This is a genomic window from Kribbella pratensis (assembly GCF_004365355.1).
Classification (GTDB): domain Bacteria; phylum Actinomycetota; class Actinomycetes; order Propionibacteriales; family Kribbellaceae; genus Kribbella.
The window spans coordinates 2988779-3004897 of sequence record NZ_SODP01000001.1; the positions used below are offsets into that span (position 1 = coordinate 2988779).

Below are 16119 nucleotides of genomic sequence, written 5' to 3' on the forward strand. Positions count from 1 at the left end.
CCGTTGTGAGCTGTCATGCCCTTATGACTGTGTGCCCTTATGGACGCCCGACCCTATCGCGCGGCCATAGCGCACTCTGCTCCAGGACACCATCCCTCACATCACAGTCGCCCACCAAACCGGCACGAGGAGCTACGTCGATGTACTTGGGCGGTCAGGAATTGCCGTGCTCGCAGGCGATCCCGTCGCCGTTGCGGTCGAGCGCCGGTGTGTAGCCGGGGTCACCGCGGTACAGCGGGGCCTTGCCGGCCGCCCGGACCTCGTCACAGTCCTTGTACACGACCGTCGGGGTGCTGCTGGGCGTCGTCGACGGGGTGCTTGTCGTCGCGCCGGGCGTCGGTGTCGGGGTGCCGGGGCTCGGCGTGGTTGTGGTCGGCGTGGTTGTGGTCGGTGTGCCTGTCGGCGGCATGGGGGTCGCGGTTGTCGGCGTGCCGGTTGTCGGAGTGGTCGCCGTCGGAGTGGTCGTCGGAGTGCCGGTCGTCCCTGTGGTCGTCGTCGGGGTGGTCGTTGTCGGCGTGGTTGTGGTGGGGGCAGACGTCGTACCGCCTGGGGTGGGGCCGCCGGGGCTCGACGTCGTACCGCCGGGGCTCGACGTCGTACTGCCCGGGCTGCTCGGCGTCTGTGGAGGAGCGGCCCATGAGGGCGTGCTGGGAGTCGCCGTCGGGGCCCAGGGGGACACCGGCTGCATTGGCTTCCCCACGGGAAGAGACGGTCTCGTGCTCGAGCGCGACGTACCCTGCGACCGCTCTGCCGGAGCACTGGCGACGCCGGCGGACTGGGGCGACTGCGAACCGGCCGTGCCGCTCGAGCCGAACGGGTCGAGCAACCATGCTCCGGCCAGCGCGACCACGACCGTCGCGAGAACGCCGAGCTTCAGGACCGGTGCGCGCCGGCGGCTGTGCCGCGCTCCGAACTTCCGTACATGTCGACCTATGTGGAACTGCCTCACGTGCTTACCTTTCGCCCCCAGGCCGTGAGGGAGCCTACCTATTCGAACGCTTCAGTCGAAGCTCACCGTGAGTGCCTGAACGGCCCCACCGGGTGTCCATCGCAGCTCCATCGAACCGGTCCCACCGCCCGACCAGCGGAAACGCGCCAGTTCGTCACCGTCGTCGAGCAGCGTCATCGTCTCGGACGGCGGATTTTCCCGGTACGCCGCCGCGATCGCCGTCCGACCTTCGAACGGACCGACCGGAACGTGTACGAAACTCATGACCGCGTTCTCGGCGAATCGCTCGGCGAAGGCGTCCCAGTCGCCGGTCGTGACCGCCCGGTTGAACGCGTCGACGTGGTCGGCGACCCGGCTCACTTCCGATCCCTCAGGATCTTGCGGATCGCCGCCACCCGATCGGCGTACGCCGCCTCGCCGCCTCGCCGGGTCGGCTTGTAGTAGTCGGTGCCGTCGATCACGTCCGGGGCGTACTGCTGCGGCACGACGCCGCGCGGATCGTTGTGGGAATACTCGTACGACGAGCCGTGGCCGATCTTCTTGGCGCCTGCGTAGTGCGCGTCGCGCAGATGCGGCGGGACCGGACCGACCTTGCCCGCCTTCACGTCCGCGATCGCGGCGTCGACGGCCACGATCACCGCGTTGGACTTCGGCGCCAGCGCCAGCGCGACGACGGCCTGCGCGAGGTTGATCCGCGCCTCCGGCATACCGATCAGCTGCACCGCCTCGGCCGCGGCGACCGCGACGCCGAGCGCGGTCGGGTCGCCCATGCCGATGTCCTCGCTCGCGGAGATCACCAGTCGTCGGGCGATGAAGCGAGGGTCCTCCCCCGCCTCGATCATCCGGGCCAGGTAGTGCATGGAGGCGTCGACATCCGAACCCCGGATCGACTTGATCAACGCCGACGCGACGTCGTAATGCTGGTCGCCGGCCCGGTCGTACCGCACCGCGGCCCGGTCGACCGCCGTCTCCAGCGTCACCAGGTCGATGACCGCCCGCCCCGGCAGCTCATCCGGCGTACCGTCGGTGGCTTGCTCGTATTTGACGGCCTGGTCGTGCTTGGCGCGAGCTCCGCCGGCCGCGGCTTCCAGGTACGTGAGTGCGCGGCGGGCATCCCCTCCGGCCATCCGGAGCAGGTGGTCCCGCGCGTCCTGAGCCAGCTCGAACTCGCCGTTCAGTCCCCGCTCGTCGGAAAGCGCCCGATCGAGGAGCAGCGAGATGTCGTCGTCGGTCAGGGACTCCAGCGTGAGCAGCAGACTGCGCGACAGCAGCGGCGAGATCACCGAGAAGAACGGGTTCTCCGTGGTGGCCGCGACCAGCGTCACCCAGCGATTCTCCACGCCGGGCAGCAGCGCGTCCTGCTGTGCCTTCGTGAACCGGTGCACCTCGTCGATGAACAGCACGGTCTCCACCGCACCGCTCGCGCGGGAGAGGTCGCGGCGGGCGCCGTCGATCACCTGCCGCACGTCCTTCACACCGGCCGTGACCGCGGACAGCTCCACGAACTTCCGATTGGTCTGGTGCGACACCACGGCCGCGATCGTGGTCTTGCCCGTCCCCGGAGGGCCCCACAGCAACAGCGACATCGGCTGGTCACCCTCCACCAGCCGTCGCAGCGGCGAGCCCGGTGCAAGCAGGTGCTGCTGCCCCACCAACTCGTCCAGACTCCGCGGCCGCATCCGCACCGCCAACGGAGCCGCCGTGTGATCCGCATCCGCCAAGCTCCCGCCACCGCGGGCCGGCGCAGGAGCACCCGGAAGATCGAACAACCCTTCACTCACCCCACAACCCTATCCACCCCCACCGACACTCCCCCGCGACGCCGCCTCCCCCACCAGACACACCCCCGCGACGCCGCCTCCCCCACCAGACACACCCCCGCGACGCCGCCTCCCCCACCAGACACACCCCCGCGACGCCGCCTCCCCACCGACGCTCCCCCGCGACGCCGCCTCCCCCGCCGACACTCCCCCGCCTACGCCGGCCCCTGCCGTCCCCGCCCCCGCACCCCCGCGAGCTGTCGGGGGCTTGAACACCTCCTGGTGGGCTGGGACAGGCAATAACAGGTGTTAGGCCCCGGGAAGGTGTTCAAGGCCCCGCCGGGTGGTATGCGGGATGGGGTGGTGGGGGGCGGAGGGGACCAGCTCGCGTACGGCGTCTGCCGGAAGGTGTCCGTCCGTCATCCCACGGCGGTAGGACGACCGGGGGCGAACACAAGGTGGTAAGTGCCGCTCCGCCGCAACAGCACGATGGTCGGCACCTGCAGGACGACGATGGTGGCGATCGTGATCACCGGGTCGAGCGCCGGCACTACGGAGATCGGCAGTGTGTACGAGAGCACGACGCGCACGATCGCGTCGACGATCGACGCGATCCCCCAGCACACGGTGATCCACTTCCAGGCGTCCCGGAACCGCGCGTTCGTCTCCCACAGCTCGTCCATCAGTGCCGCCCGCCGGGCAAACATCGCCTGGGTGACGATGTAGGTCAATGGCTTCGGGTGCCGCAGCGACCACAAGGTAATGCCGGCGAACGGCAGGCTGATCCAGGCGTTCCGGACGAGCAGCAGGCGCGCATCTCCACCCAGTACTGCGACGACCGTGCTCGCCACCATGCTGACGACGACGGCCATCCCGACCAGGTCCGTACGCCGCTCGCGCACCAGCGAGACCGCGGAACTGATCAGACCTGGGATCACACCGGCGAGCAGTGCGATCAGGTCACCGGCACCGAGCGCCTTGAGGCCGTAGTACAGAGCGAGCGGGACGGCGATGTCGACGACGAGGAGCCATCGGCCTTTACGCGTGGTGGGCATGCCGACAGCGTCGCCCGCCCGGCCGCCGGACCACATCGAGCCGACGGCTGTGCGCGCCTAAACCAAAGTCTTAGTCCTTCTTGTCCGACTTCTCTTCGTCGTCCTCGTCGTCGGCGTCGCGCAGTTCCTCGGGCAGGTCCTCGTCGTCGTCGGCGTCGCGGAGTTCCTCCGGGAGGTCGTCCTGGTCGAACTCCTCGTCGAGGATCTCGTCGGGCTCGGCCGCCGATTCAGGCTTGATCGCGTTGCGGAGCCGGCCGAGGATGCGGTCCGCCTCGGTGCCGAACGGGTTGTCGTTGACCAGGTACGTCCAGGTCGCGGTCGGCCGCGGGATCCCGCTGGCCTCCTCGTCGAGGCCTTCGGACGTGATCTCCGCCGTAGCGAACGTCTCGGCCGCGTCCTTCCAGGCGTCCTCGATCAGCGTGTCGAACGACGCGATCGCCGACTTGTTGAACTCGTCGATCGGCTTCAGGTGCACGATGCCGCCGGCCAGCGACCGCAGGTGGATGCCTTCGCGCAGGTCCGCGAGGTACGCCAGGTGGTCGGTCCACCGCCGGTCCAGATGGCCCAGTGCGATCCGTCGCGCGGCGGCCTTCACCACGTCCTCGCCGACCTCGTCGACCAGTTCGTCGTACCGCTCCTTGGCCCGCTCGGCGAGCTCGGTCGCGGCCAGGTCCTCGGTCAGCACCTTCTCGCGGGTCTCGAGCAGGATCGCACGCTGCTGGCCGGTAAGGCGGTTGTACTGCCAGGTGGTCCGGTGCAGCTCGGCGTTCGCACCGTCGGCGACCCGCTGCGCGTGCTCGAGCATGCCGATCGACTTGCGGTCGGTCAGCCGCCCGGTCTCGTCCGGGTGCGGGCGCAGGCCCGACGAAACGGAGTACCGCGTCACCAGCTCGTCCCCGAGCGACGCGAAGAACAGCGTCTCGCCCGGGTCGCCCTGACGGCCGGCACGACCACGCAACTGGTCGTCGAGCCGTCGCGACGCGTGCAGGCCGGTGCCGATCACGTACAGGCCACCGAGCTCGATGGCCTTCTCCTTGTCGTGCGACTCGTCCTTACCGCCCAGCCGGATGTCCGTACCGCGGCCGGCCATCTGCGTCGACACCGTCACGGTCCCGGGCACACCGGCCTCGGCGATGATCGCGGCCTCTTCGGCGTCGTTCTTCGCGTTCAGTACGACGTGCTCGATCCCGGCCGCCTCGAGCTTGTCGCTGAGCTGCTCGGACTCCTCGACGCTGTGCGTGCCGATCAGGATCGGCCGGCCGGACTCGTGCACGACGCCGATGTGCTTGACCAGCGCCTCGTTCTTCTGCTCGACCGTCAGGTACAACCGGTCGGGGTCGTCCTTGCGGATGTTCGGCTTGTTCGGCGGTACAACCGCCACGTCGACGTCGTAGAACTCCTGCAGCGACTCTCCGACGACCACCGCCGTACCGGTCATGCCGCACAGCGTCTTGTACCGCTTGACCAGCGCCTGCACCGTGATGCTGTCCAGCACCTCACCGGAGTCGCTGACCGGCACGGCCTCCTTGGCCTCGACCGCAGCCTGCAGACCGTCGGGCCAGCGCTGCAGCTTCGCGACCCGGCCGCGGTTGTTGTTGATCAGGCTGACCTTGCCGTCGCGAACCAGGTAGTCGACGTCGCGGCGCAGCAGCACCTCGGCATGCAGCGCGACGTTGATCTGGGTCAGCCGGTCCAGGTTCTCGTCCGCGTAGAGGTTGAACTCCCTCGGCGCCGGCTCCTCGACCTCCGCGTCGTCTGTCTCGGACTGGTCGGCCCCCGAGGCGTCCGCCCCCGAGCCCTCGGTTTCCCCGGCCTCCGCCTCGCCCGCGGCATCGACCGTCTCCGCCTCGTCAGTCGTCGAGTCAGTCGCCGCCTCCTCGGCCGCCGCCTCCTCGGCCGCCGCCTCCTCGGCCGCCGCCTCCTCGGCCGCAGCTTCCTCGGCCCTCGCGCCGAGGGCCTTCTCGACCTTGTCGGTGCCCCGGTCGGTCAGTGCGACGGTCCGGCCGTCGCCGTCGATCTCGTAGTCCACGCCCGCGCGCAGAGTCCGGACGAGCTGGACCACGTCGTCGTCCAGCGCCTCGGACCGGGTCGCACCGGCGAGGACCATCGGCACGCGGGCCTCGTCGATCAGCACCGAGTCGGCCTCGTCGACGAGCGCCACGTCGGCCTCGACGGCGACCCGGTCGTCGACCTTGGTGACGAGACGATCCCGCAGTACGTCGAAGCCGATCTCGTTGACCGGGACGTAGCAGACCTCGGCCTGGTACGCCTCGCGGCGCTCCTCCGGCGTGGACGCCTGGCCGACGTGCGACACGGTCACACCGAGCAGCTCGTACACCGGGCCCATCCACTCGGCGTCGCGCTTGGCCAGGTAGTCGTTCACGGCCAGCACGTGCACCCGGCGGCCGCCGATCGCGTACCCGGCGGCGGCGATCGCACCGGCCAGCGTCTTGCCCTCACCGGTCCCCATCTCGACGACCCGGCCCTGCAGCATCGCCAGCGCACCGACGACCTGGCCGTCGAACGCCCGCTCGCCGAGGGCCCGCTTGCCTGCCTCCCGGGCCAGCGCGAGGAACTCGATCTGCTCGTCCTCGTGCAGGCCACCGGTGGTCCGCAGCTCCGTGGCCGCCTCGGTGAGCTCTTCGTCGGTCAGGGACTGGACCGATTCCTCCGCCTCGCCGACCAGCTGGGTGAGCCGTTCGTACGGGCCGAGATCGATCGAGCCGGGGCGCTGCAGCAGCCGGCGGAAGCGAGAAGCGATTTTCAGGGCCATGATGCAGGCAACGTACAGCGTCGGCGTGTCGTTCCGCTCGTCAGGGGACGGCGGGCCGTCCCGTGAGTCAGGGTGTCCACTCGTACGGTGTCGTGGTTGTAACGGCGTGGAGACCGAGCTTCTGGAGGATCGGGCGGGAGTCCTCGGAGGCGTCGACGCGGAGGAACTCGTATCCGCGGTCTTTCGCGAGCCGGGCGCGATGGACAAGCAGTGCGCTGTAGATCCCCTGGCGGCGCCACTCCGGGAGCGTTCCGCCGCCCCAGAGGCTGGCGAACCCGGTGCCGGGGTGGAACCGGATCCACGCCGCCGACACGGCCGGGCCCTGTTTCAGCACGTCCTCGACCAGGAAGACAGACAACCGGTCCGGGAACATCCGCGCCTCGTCCTGCAACTGCTCCACGATCCGTGCCAGCCCGTTACCCCACAGCGTGTCGGTCAGTACGGCGATCCGGTGGAAGTCGTCCGCTCCGTCGGCCTCCCGCAACCGCACCTTCGACGGCAGCGCCGACGGCCGCTCGAGGATCCGGTCCACCTCACCGAGGATCAGCGTCTCCGGGTCCTGCTTGCTGAAGCCCGCCTTGACCAGCCGTTCACCGAGATCGGCCGGCTCGTCGTACGCGTAGGTCTTCCACTCGAACGGCAGCCCGCGCTCCCGGAAGAACGCCAGCTCCTGCTCGATCACGGCGTCCGGGTCATCCCCGAGCCCGCGCGGCGTCTCGACGAAACCGGCTCCCTCGGGGCCCTCGACGTACGAGCGATGCACCAGCCCCTCGTGCTCTTGCTTCCAGCCGGGAATCGCGTCCGCATCCGGTAGCCGGATGCGGCGATGGAACACGTCGAGCAGCTCGTCAGGCGTCATCTGCACATCGTGCCCGAACGGCTACCTGAAATCACCAGGATAAAAAGCAAACCAGTTGGCGACTGGTGTCGTCCAAGTAAGTGTCCTCACAAGGGGGGAACACATCATGAACATCCACCACATCACACCCAAGACGATCATCGCCGCACTAGCGGTGATGGCAGTCCCCGCGGCCGCGTTCGCCGCACCGGTACTGACCGGATCCGCTGCCGCCCCCCGAAACACCTCGACCACCGCCGTCGCCATCGCGTCCTGCCCGCGCGGCTGGGGATCGTTGCCCGAGGCAAACAGCCGGATGACGCAGGCTCCGGTGACCGCCGTCCGCACCGGACGGCATGCCTGCTACGACCGGATCGTCGTCGACATCCGCGGTCGCGCACCGGGGTACGACGTCCGCTACGTGAAGAACGTCTACACCGACGGCGCCGGACACCTCGTCCCGCTCCGCGGCGGGGCGAAACTGCAGGTCGTGGTCCGCGCTCCGGCGTACAGCTCGACCGGTGCCGCGACGTACTCGCCGAAGAATGCCAGGGAGCTGACCAACGTGGCCGGCTACAGCACGTTCCGGCAGGTGGCTTACGCGGGCACGTTCGAGGGACAGACGACGATCGGGCTCGGCGTCCGCGCCCGGCTGCCGTTCCGCGTCTACACGCTGGCCGGGCCGGGATCGAACACGCGCTTGGTGATCGACGTCGCGCACCACTGGTAAGCCCGCCCCGCGGTCGCCCGGTTCCTCCCCCCGGGCGACCGCTTCCGCCTGCTACAGGGTTCGGTTGAGCAGGTCGTAGAAAGAGTTACCGAGGAGCAGCTCGTACGGATCGGTCAGTAGCGGTCCGAGTTCTGCCATGTCCGACGGCGTCCAGGACCAGGCGCCGATGAGGCCCGAGATGAACAGCGGGCTCGCACCGTCCCAGTTCGCGATCCGCTGGTCCAGCGCGGCCTTGAACTCGACCGCTTTACCGGGTGCGCCCCAGCCGCCGGTGATCGGGATGCCGCCGTGGCGCACCGTCAACGTGTCGCCGTCCCAGGTCTGCATGATCCCCTTGGTCGGCGTGTAATCGGCGTACCCCTTGGCGATCTCCTCCGACAATTGGACCCAGGTGCCGTCCTGCCGGCCGCTGTACGCGTAGACGACCTCCAGGGCGGTACGGCGCATGAAGTCGCCGGTCATCTTGAGGTACTTCGTGAGCTCGCCGGGGTTCCACGATGCCGGATAGGTGTACCCGCCGCCGGACGGGCCGCAGACCAGGTAGTCGTTGGCGGTCGCGGTGCGCTGGTAGTGGCTGTAGATGTTCGGACCGGCCTCGGCGAGCAGCGGGCTGATCGTCCAGTTGGTCGGTACTTCGCCGCGCTTCGGGTCGTCCCAGATGTCGCGCAGCCGGCGCTGGCAGTACTGGATGTTGTCGCCTTCACCGAACGTCAGGGTCAGATAGACCTTGTTCTTCGCCTTGTTGACCCGCCGTACCGGCCGGGGCGTGCTGGAGATGGGTGCGGCGGTGCCGGCGTGCACCGTGCCGTTCATGTAGAAGTCGGCCGCGACGACCGGCGAACCGCCCTTGCTGGCCAGGTCCACACCGTCCCATTCGCCGGAGACGTCGTTCGCGAACCAGCCCATGTACGGCGCGAGGGTGGGCCACTTGGCGTAGTGCTCGATGAGCAGGTCACCGGTCGCGCCGCCGGGTGGTAGCCAGCTCACCAGGGCCTTGGTGGCAACCACGTAGTCGCGGAAGTACGGGAACGGCTCGACGCGGGTCGGCGAGGTGTCCGTGGCGCTGACGAGGTACTGGTTCCACATCTCCACCGTGACGACGAGGGACGTCGTACCCGCGGGTGGTTCGAAGCGGTAGATCCAGTAGTTGCCGCCGTCGGCGAACCGGTTGGCCTCGCCACCGATCGACGAGTGCGATCCGTCGAACAGGTACGGCGCCTCCTCCGGGGTGTTCGGCTCGAAGCGGGCGAACTCGGCGCCGTTCGCCGTCACCACCACGTGGCGCACCGACGCACCCCAGCCGTCGTCGGTGAACGAGTCCGCGAACTTGACATACACGGCCTCCTTGCCGAGCTTGGCCGAGACGTCGAGGTTGTAGGTGCCGCGGTTCGACGAGTCGCGGATCTGCTGGGTCTCGCGAGCGATCTCCTGCCAGACCACGCCTTCCACGTCGACCACCCGGGTCGGCGGCAGACCGGCCAGCAGTTGCTTGGTGACCCGCGGGAACAGGTTGTCGAGCTGCCACCGGTAGGTCTTCACCACGTCGTCGTCGAACACGCCGCGGAGGTCCTTCACGATCTTCAGGCCGTACGCCTTCGCCTGGTCCGCGTCGGCGACGACCGCGTTCTCCAGGCCGGCCAGCGTCGTGGCGACGTTGATCGAGTCGGGTACGGCGGGGTCGTAGACGATCGCGCCGCGGACACGGTTGCGGTACTTCGCGATCAGGTCCAGCGGGTTCTTGTACAGCTTGGTCGGCAGACGCAGGTCGGTCAGCCATTTGGCGTCCGGCACGCTCTGCGTCCCGGTGTCGTAGATGAAGTACAACTCCGGCTCGGTACGGTTGACGATGCCTTGCAACGTTGTCAGCAGGGTCTGATCTCCCCCGCTAAGTTTGCTGACGTCGCCGTAATCCAGGTGTTTCGGGCGGTTGAACACCGGCAGCAGCCGGGCGGGGCTGCCGGACGTCGATGCTGTGGCCGATCCATCGAGGGCAGCAGCCTGCGCTGAGGTTGCGAGCCCCGGAACGAGTCCGAGACCCCCCACTGTGACCGCACCGCTGCCCGCCAGGAACGCTCGTCTCGAAACCATCGTGACCACTCCCTGAGGTTGACATCGATGTCAATTCAGGCCGGACAGTAGCAACGCCGAGACGGTGTGTACATAGCTCGTTACAACGTTGCCCCAAGAATCTGGAATCGTTTCCGCCAGGCCGGGCTGCCGCCGCTGGAGACGGCTCTCCCCTGCCGCTCTGGATCTTGGTTGCCGGGCGGTGCGACGGTTCCGTCGGGAGGTTCGAGTGATGGATATGGCTTCGGAGCTGACCTGCCTTCTGGACGTTCCGTATGCGAGGCATGGCGGGGTTGAGCTCTGTTTGGATGTGCTCTGGACGATGACCTCGGATCCACTCCCTGTTGTTGTGCGGGTCGATGGGTGTCCGGGGTGGGGGCCCCGGGGATCGGCGGGCGGCGATGTCGCAGTTCGTGAATCCGGCGATGGCGCGGGCGGGGTTTCTGGCGGTTGGGATCTCAGTGCGGCACACCGGGCAGGCGGTCCCGGCGCAGCTGCACGACGTACAGGCTGCTGTGAGATGGCTGCGGCGCAATCCGCTCGGGCTGCCGGTCGATCCCGAGCGCATCGGGATCTGGGGACAGTCCGCCGGTGGTCACCTCGCCGCTATGGCCGGCGTGAACCCCGAGGGACTCTGTGCACCCACCAACCATCTGGATCGGCCCAACGCGGTTGACCCGTGAACAAAGAGCGCAGCAACTCAGCTGCAGGCGGTGGTCACGATCAGCGGGCCCAGTGATCTCACGCGGACGGGTGGTGAGATGCGGATTGATCGGCCGTCCCCGGTTACCGCGTTGGTCGGGGGCGACGTGAGCCGGTTGCGCGCAGCCGGCCCGGTGGCCCACGTGAAGGCCGGCGCCCCGCCGTACCTGATCATCCATGGGACCGCGGACGAGACAGTCCCTTACGAGCATGCCGAACTGCTGCATGGCGCGTTGCGTGCGGTGGGCGCGGACAGTCGGCTGGTCCCCATCGCAGGCGGACACCACAACCTCCTCGACGATCCGGACGCGCCCTACGACGGGCAGGTCTGGTACGACGTCGCAGACGAAGCCGCCCGATTCTTCCAGCGTCAACTGATGTCGGATCGGCCGTGAGGTGTTCGTCGCAGGGGTAAACGACCGAGGAGAACCTCATGACCGCGACCTACACCTTCGACATCTTCTCCACCCTCGACGGCTTCGGCTCCCACTCCGGCGACTGGGGCGGGTACTGGGGCAAGCAAGGCCCCGAGCTGCTCAAGCACCGCGCCGCCGTGTACGGCGAGCCGGCGCGGATGGTCTTCGGGGCCGACACCTTCCGGACGTTCGCGGAGATCCTGGCGACAAGCCCGACGGATGCCGAGGTGTACGACGAATGGGTCACCCGGATGCGGAGCCTGCCGGCAACGATCGTGTCGAGCACCCTGCACGAACCGGTTGAGTGGCCCGACGCGACCATCGCCACGGGCGACGCAGTCGACATCGTCGCCCGGCTCAAGCAGGATTCCGACGTACCGCTGCGCTCACACGGCAGCCTGTCCCTGAACCGGGCGCTGCTGAATGCGGGCCTGGTCGACCGCGTCCAGGTGACTCTCTTCCCCGTCATCTGCGGTCAGACCGGAACAACACCGATCTTCCACGGCTACTCCGACTTCGACCTCGAGCTACTCGAAACCCGAACGTTTGACGATCACACCCAGGAACTCACCTACCGCCCGACACTGCACGCCTGACGGCATCAGGTACGGCGGCGGAATCTCGAGCGGAACTTGCCGTCGTACTCGAGTTGCATGTAGCCCGAGGAATGGACGCCGACGGCGAAGATCGCGACGGCTACGAAGACGATGCCGGCGATCAGGGAGATGTGCCAGAAGGCGGCTGCGATGCCGGCGAAGGCGGAGCCTTGTGCGATCGCCTTGGCTACCGCGACGAGGCGGGAGCTGGTCACCCGGTGGCGGAATGCCTCCTGGCGGTTCAGCACGAGGAGTGCGGCGAGTAGCGGGATCGAGACAGCGAAGGCGATCACGCAGATCTTCGCCGACAGGTCGAGCGGGGACGAGGTCAGGAACGGCTGCACCACGACGAGTCCGGCCGCGGCCAGTCCGCCGTAGATGAGGTTGGACTGCCGGATCCACTCCTCCTGGGCGGCCGGGTCGGCCGTGGCCTCCTCGACCTCCTGCTGGATGCGCTCGGCTTCGGCCTCGGCGTCCGCACGGTGCGTTTTCTCCGCCTCGTCCATCGGCCATCCTCCCGTCAGTCTCTCTGTCGTCGCCGGAATTGGGTGGTCGGGGCGGACGACAGCGAGACATAGTAAGCGCTCGACGACGGGGGAGGTTCGCGTGAGGTACTACTACGCCGAGCATCAGGCGGCGTATCAGCGGCTCGAGCAGCAGGGCCTGACGCAGTGGAGCGACCTCTTCGGGGAGACCGACGAGTACGACGTAAGGCGATCGCGATGGCTCGGCGATTCGCTCGGCAGCGTGGTGTCGACGTCAGCTTCAGCGTGCAGGACGTCTGTGCAATGGGGGCCGGTGGCAAGCAGTACGACGTGGTTCTGGACAGCTACTGCCTTCAGTCCATCGTGACCGACACCGATCGCGCCAAGCTGCTCGGCGCCGTACGCGATCGCATCAAGAGCACCGGGTACTACGTCCTCTCCACCGCGATATATGAGCCGGACCGCGTCTACGACAACGACTTCCGGTATGACGCCACCAGCGGCATCTGCTACCAGGCTGCAGGCCCGGCAGAAGACGCGATCCAGCTCGACGGCACCTGGTACCTCCCCCACCGGCGCCACCTACAGGCCGCCGCCCTACGAGTCGAGCTGGAAACCGCCGGCCTCCGAGTGGTCTCCCAAGAAGGCGGCGATGTCATCTGCGTCAGGAGTCACGGAACCTGAGCCGCCCTCTACAGTGATTGCAACCCACGAGAGGGGCTGGTCGTGAGTACGCGGGAATGGGTGCCGGTTGAGCAGCGGTGGTTCGGGCTGGATCGGCGGACGTTCAAGGCGGGGTTCTCGGCGCTCGCGATCGCGCTGTTGCTGATCTACGGGTGGCAGGGGCTGAACGCGGCGATTCCGTGGCACAACGAGATCCGCGCCGGTCAGGTGCTCGACCTCGGCAATGGGGCGACAGCGGTGCCGCCGGTCGGGTGGCAGCTGGAGCAGGGGACGCTCGTCGGCGGCGCGGGAGCGAGCGCGACGAGCCTGGAGGTATTGCTCGCGCAGGGCGGCGCGACGATCGAGTTGATCGGTACGACGTTCGACGGCAGCGCGGCTGCGTTCCTCGACCAAGTGCACCGATCGCAAGGCAGCCCGCCAGGCGTGACGGCAGCACGCGGCACACTGACCACCGACTCCGGGCTGGTCGGCGTGGTCGAGAGCGGGAGCGGACCGAGCGGCGACGGCGTCGACGTGGCGTTCAAGATGGGGACGGGCGATGCCGCCGACAGTGCGCCGGCGCTTCTGGTCCGGGTCCGTACGGCGTCCGGGCAGTTTGAGCACTACGAGGACCAGGTCGGCGCGATGTTGCGCAGCATCACCCCGGGAGCGGCGCGATGACCGCCGTACCGCAGGAGAAGGCCGCGCAGCTCGACGCGATCGAAGAGTCAGGCTGGGGCCAGCCGTACCGGTTCCTGCAGCCACACAACGTCGCGTTCTGGGTCTACGTGCTCGGCGTCGGCGCCGGTGCGATCACCATGCTGCGAGTCTTCGGCCCCGGAGCTCAGTTCTACACACCGGCCCTCGCTGGAGGCGTCGTACTGTTCGGGCTCTACCTCGTCCCCTGGCTGCTCCTCCTGCGCCACCACAACCGCTTCACGGCCCAGCCCGCCGGACTACTCGCGACCGGCTTCGTCTGGGGTGGCGTCGCCGCGACGTTCTGGATCGCACTGCCCGCCAACGCGGCTCTGCTGGCGATCTGGGCCAAGATCGGCGGTACGTCGTTCGCGCAGGCCTGGGGCGCCGGCCTGACCGCCCCGATCAACGAGGAATTCGCCAAGGCAATCGGCCTCATCCTGCTCATCGGCCTGGCGCCACGACTTGTCCGCAGCGCGTACGACGGCTTCATCATCGGCGCGTTCATCGGCCTGGGCTTCCAGGTCTTCGAGGACATCCTGTACGTGTACAACGGCGCCACCCAGCAGTACGGCGTCGACCAGCTCGGGTCGTCCCTCCGCGTCTTCATCGTCCGCGGCGCCGCCGGAATCGTCTCGCACGCCCTGTTCAGCGCGATCTTCTGCGCCGGCCTGATGTGGGTGCTGGGCCGCACCCGCGGCGAGCGCAACGTAGTACGGGGCGTCCTGACGATGCTGATGGCGATGTTCTTCCACTTCGCCTGGGACGACATGGGCGTCGTCAGCAACGGCGGCGTGTGGGCCGGCATCCTCCCGTTCCTGATCGCAGCGGTGGAACTGACCGCCCTCTTCTCCGTACTCCGCCACGCCGCACAACACGAACGCACCTGGATCCGGGAACTCCTCACCCCGGAACTGGCGACCGGCGCCGTCGATCCACCCCTCCTCGACGCCGTCAGCGGTTTACACAAGGACCGCAAGAAGTACCGCAAACACCTCCACAGCCGGCGCAAAGCCAATCACCGTCTAGAGGCCGCCAGCGACCTGGCCCAGGAGATCGCCCGCGCCAACGGTGCGGAGTCGCCCGGCGTCGTCCACACCCGCGCGGAGCTGCTCCGCCTCCACAACAAGCGCTAGAAGGGTCACCACGCTCGGTGCAGCAGTTCGGTGGCTTCCGGAAGGGACAAGTTCGCCCGCCGAGCAGCCCGCGCGAAGACGGTCGCTGCAGCGCGAGTCTCTTCGTCATCCACCCGACTGCGCGACGCGAGGACGAACGTCCCGTTCCGCCCTCGCGTCTCCACTAATCGCTCCGCCTCCAGCTCCTTGTAGGCACGAGCGACAGTGTTGACCGCAAGCCCGAGGTCCCCCGCCAACTGCCGAACAGTAGGCAACCGGGTCCCCTGCGCCAGTTCGCCGGTCCGGATCAGCCCGGAGATCTGGTCCTTCACCTGTTCGTACGGCGGTTTCGCTGCCGCCGGGTCGACCGAGATGATCATCCGGCAACTCGCTGCACCCGCTGCAGCCCGCGGCGGCTGGCAGCGACCATGAGCGCCGTACACCACAACCCCACCGACACCAGGAACAGCGCCGTAGCGAGCGGCTCCACATACCCCGGTACGTCGGACGGCCAATCGAACGACGTCGGCATCGCCGCACCGAGCAGCCACGCGACGGTCAGCACCGCCGACCCGATGTCCCGCAGCGTCGTCGCCCGCAGCGCCTCCTGCCACCGCAGCTCGGCCTCGCGTCCGGACGATTGGTTCACACGCAACACCGTACGCGTCAGGAGCAGCCCGATCGCGCACACCACCACACCGGCCAGACCGCTGGCGATCAGGATCCAGCCCCGCGCCGGGTGGTCGTTCGTACCAAGCACCACCAGACCGAGGGCGGCGCCGACCAACGGCACGACGACGCACCCCTGGTAGATCGCGATCTCGATCGGGCTCAGGTAGTCGCTCAACCTCCGCGGCCGCAGCGCCGCAAGCCGCGGTCCGTCGGCGCGCGAGGCCCGAACGGTCCGATAGCCGTTGATCAGCGTCGCGAACCCACCGAACGCAGCCGTCGCCGCCAGCAGCCAACTGACCAGCCGGATGTCCAGCACGGCGCCGGGCACGAAGCCGAGATCCATCCCGAGATGCACGAGTACGACGGCGGCACCGGCAATCAGCACGCCGGCCAGTACGCCGAGGATCAGGATCTCCTGACGGCGCCGGTACCACTCGAGCGCCGCCTCGACGAGATCACGCTCCCCCGGCAGCCCGCCGCGCTCGATGCGCCGATCGACCTCCCGCTGTGCCGCCCTCCGGCGCTGCGTCCACAGGATCCCCGACGACACCACCATCAGCCCGACCACCCACAGCACCTCCACCGAAACCACGCTCCCTCGA

18 protein-coding genes are annotated in these 16119 nt (G+C 68.4%); 7 read left to right on the top strand and 11 right to left on the bottom strand.

The annotated features are described in order from the left end of the window. Positions 1-154: 154 nt before the first annotated feature. From EV653_RS42080 to EV653_RS14145, 7 genes are all read right to left on the bottom strand, one after another. Positions 155-280 (bottom strand): excalibur calcium-binding domain-containing protein, encoded by a 126-nt coding sequence (locus EV653_RS42080; protein ID WP_134102672.1) that lies wholly within the window; start codon positions 278-280, stop codon positions 155-157. Next, positions 264-638, bottom strand: a complete 375-nt coding sequence (locus tag EV653_RS41670; RefSeq protein WP_238159728.1) for a hypothetical protein — start codon at positions 636-638, stop codon at positions 264-266. The genes EV653_RS42080 and EV653_RS41670 overlap by 17 nt, the downstream gene beginning before the upstream one ends. Positions 639-1000: 362 nt before the next feature. Beyond that, the gene (locus EV653_RS14125) at positions 1001-1309 is read right to left on the bottom strand and encodes a nuclear transport factor 2 family protein (protein ID WP_134102676.1); all 309 of its coding nucleotides are present in this window, start codon (positions 1307-1309) and stop codon (positions 1001-1003) included. Next, positions 1306-2730 carry a replication-associated recombination protein A gene (locus tag EV653_RS14130; RefSeq protein WP_202871594.1) on the bottom strand — a complete coding sequence of 475 codons (1425 nt, stop codon included), beginning with the start codon at positions 2728-2730 and terminating at the stop codon, positions 1306-1308. Before EV653_RS14130 ends, EV653_RS14125 begins: the two co-directional genes overlap by 4 nt. A gap of 398 nt (positions 2731-3128) precedes the next feature. Continuing rightward, on the bottom strand, positions 3129-3764 hold the full coding sequence (locus tag EV653_RS14135; RefSeq protein ID WP_134102679.1) for a VC0807 family protein: 636 nt from the start codon (positions 3762-3764) through the stop codon (positions 3129-3131). 70 nt (positions 3765-3834) lie between these two features. Further along, positions 3835-6537 (bottom strand): preprotein translocase subunit SecA, encoded by a 2703-nt coding sequence (locus EV653_RS14140; protein WP_134102682.1) that lies wholly within the window; start codon positions 6535-6537, stop codon positions 3835-3837. Positions 6538-6604: 67 nt separating this feature from the next. Next, a complete protein-coding gene (locus EV653_RS14145; protein ID WP_134102684.1) occupies positions 6605-7396 on the bottom strand; it encodes a GNAT family N-acetyltransferase in 792 nt (263 codons plus the stop codon). 106 nt (positions 7397-7502) lie between these two features. Between EV653_RS14145 and EV653_RS14150 the strand changes: the two genes are divergently transcribed. Further along, positions 7503-8105 carry an AMIN-like domain-containing (lipo)protein gene (locus tag EV653_RS14150; protein WP_134102686.1) on the top strand — a complete coding sequence of 201 codons (603 nt, stop codon included), beginning with the start codon at positions 7503-7505 and terminating at the stop codon, positions 8103-8105. A 51-nt stretch (positions 8106-8156) separates the two neighbouring features. Here EV653_RS14150 and EV653_RS14155 read toward each other — a convergent pair whose 3' ends face one another. Next, entirely contained in the window at positions 8157-10193 is a 2037-nt protein-coding gene (locus tag EV653_RS14155) for a GxGYxYP domain-containing protein (RefSeq protein WP_134102688.1), read from the bottom strand. 380 nt (positions 10194-10573) lie between these two features. Between EV653_RS14155 and EV653_RS14160 the strand changes: the two genes are divergently transcribed. From EV653_RS14160 to EV653_RS14170, 3 genes are read left to right on the top strand one after another with little or no spacing between them, the layout of a single operon-like run. Beyond that, on the top strand, positions 10574-10855 hold the full coding sequence (locus EV653_RS14160) for an alpha/beta hydrolase (RefSeq protein ID WP_166679387.1): 282 nt from the start codon (positions 10574-10576) through the stop codon (positions 10853-10855). Between the two features lie 21 nt (positions 10856-10876). Beyond that, the gene (locus EV653_RS14165) at positions 10877-11269 is read left to right on the top strand and encodes a prolyl oligopeptidase family serine peptidase (protein ID WP_370357960.1); all 393 of its coding nucleotides are present in this window, start codon (positions 10877-10879) and stop codon (positions 11267-11269) included. 38 nt (positions 11270-11307) lie between these two features. Further along, the gene (locus EV653_RS14170) at positions 11308-11886 is read left to right on the top strand and encodes a dihydrofolate reductase family protein (RefSeq protein ID WP_134102694.1); all 579 of its coding nucleotides are present in this window, start codon (positions 11308-11310) and stop codon (positions 11884-11886) included. 5 nt (positions 11887-11891) lie between these two features. Here the strand turns inward: EV653_RS14170 and EV653_RS14175 are convergent, their stop codons facing one another. Then, the gene (locus EV653_RS14175; protein WP_134102695.1) at positions 11892-12392 is read right to left on the bottom strand and encodes a hypothetical protein; all 501 of its coding nucleotides are present in this window, start codon (positions 12390-12392) and stop codon (positions 11892-11894) included. Between the two features lie 216 nt (positions 12393-12608). On the opposite strand from EV653_RS14175, the gene EV653_RS14180 reads away from it, so the two are divergent. The 3 genes from EV653_RS14180 to EV653_RS14190 are packed head-to-tail and all read left to right on the top strand — an operon-like array spanning position 12609 to position 14866. Then, positions 12609-13055: a class I SAM-dependent methyltransferase gene (locus tag EV653_RS14180; RefSeq protein WP_134102698.1), complete on the top strand. Its 447-nt coding sequence runs from the start codon at positions 12609-12611 to the stop codon at positions 13053-13055. Positions 13056-13097: 42 nt separating this feature from the next. Further along, positions 13098-13715, top strand: a complete 618-nt coding sequence (locus tag EV653_RS14185) for a hypothetical protein (protein ID WP_202871595.1) — start codon at positions 13098-13100, stop codon at positions 13713-13715. Further along, entirely contained in the window at positions 13712-14866 is a 1155-nt protein-coding gene (locus tag EV653_RS14190) for a PrsW family intramembrane metalloprotease (RefSeq protein ID WP_134102704.1), read from the top strand. Before EV653_RS14185 ends, EV653_RS14190 begins: the two co-directional genes overlap by 4 nt. Positions 14867-14871: 5 nt before the next feature. Here EV653_RS14190 and EV653_RS14195 read toward each other — a convergent pair whose 3' ends face one another. Together EV653_RS14195 and EV653_RS14200 are read right to left on the bottom strand one after the other, a co-directional pair. Next, positions 14872-15225, bottom strand: coding sequence for a GntR family transcriptional regulator (locus tag EV653_RS14195; protein ID WP_130449679.1), 354 nt, complete (start codon positions 15223-15225; stop codon positions 14872-14874). Next, entirely contained in the window at positions 15222-16100 is an 879-nt protein-coding gene (locus EV653_RS14200; RefSeq protein ID WP_134102707.1) for a hypothetical protein, read from the bottom strand. The genes EV653_RS14195 and EV653_RS14200 overlap by 4 nt, the downstream gene beginning before the upstream one ends. Positions 16101-16119: the final 19 nt, after the last annotated feature.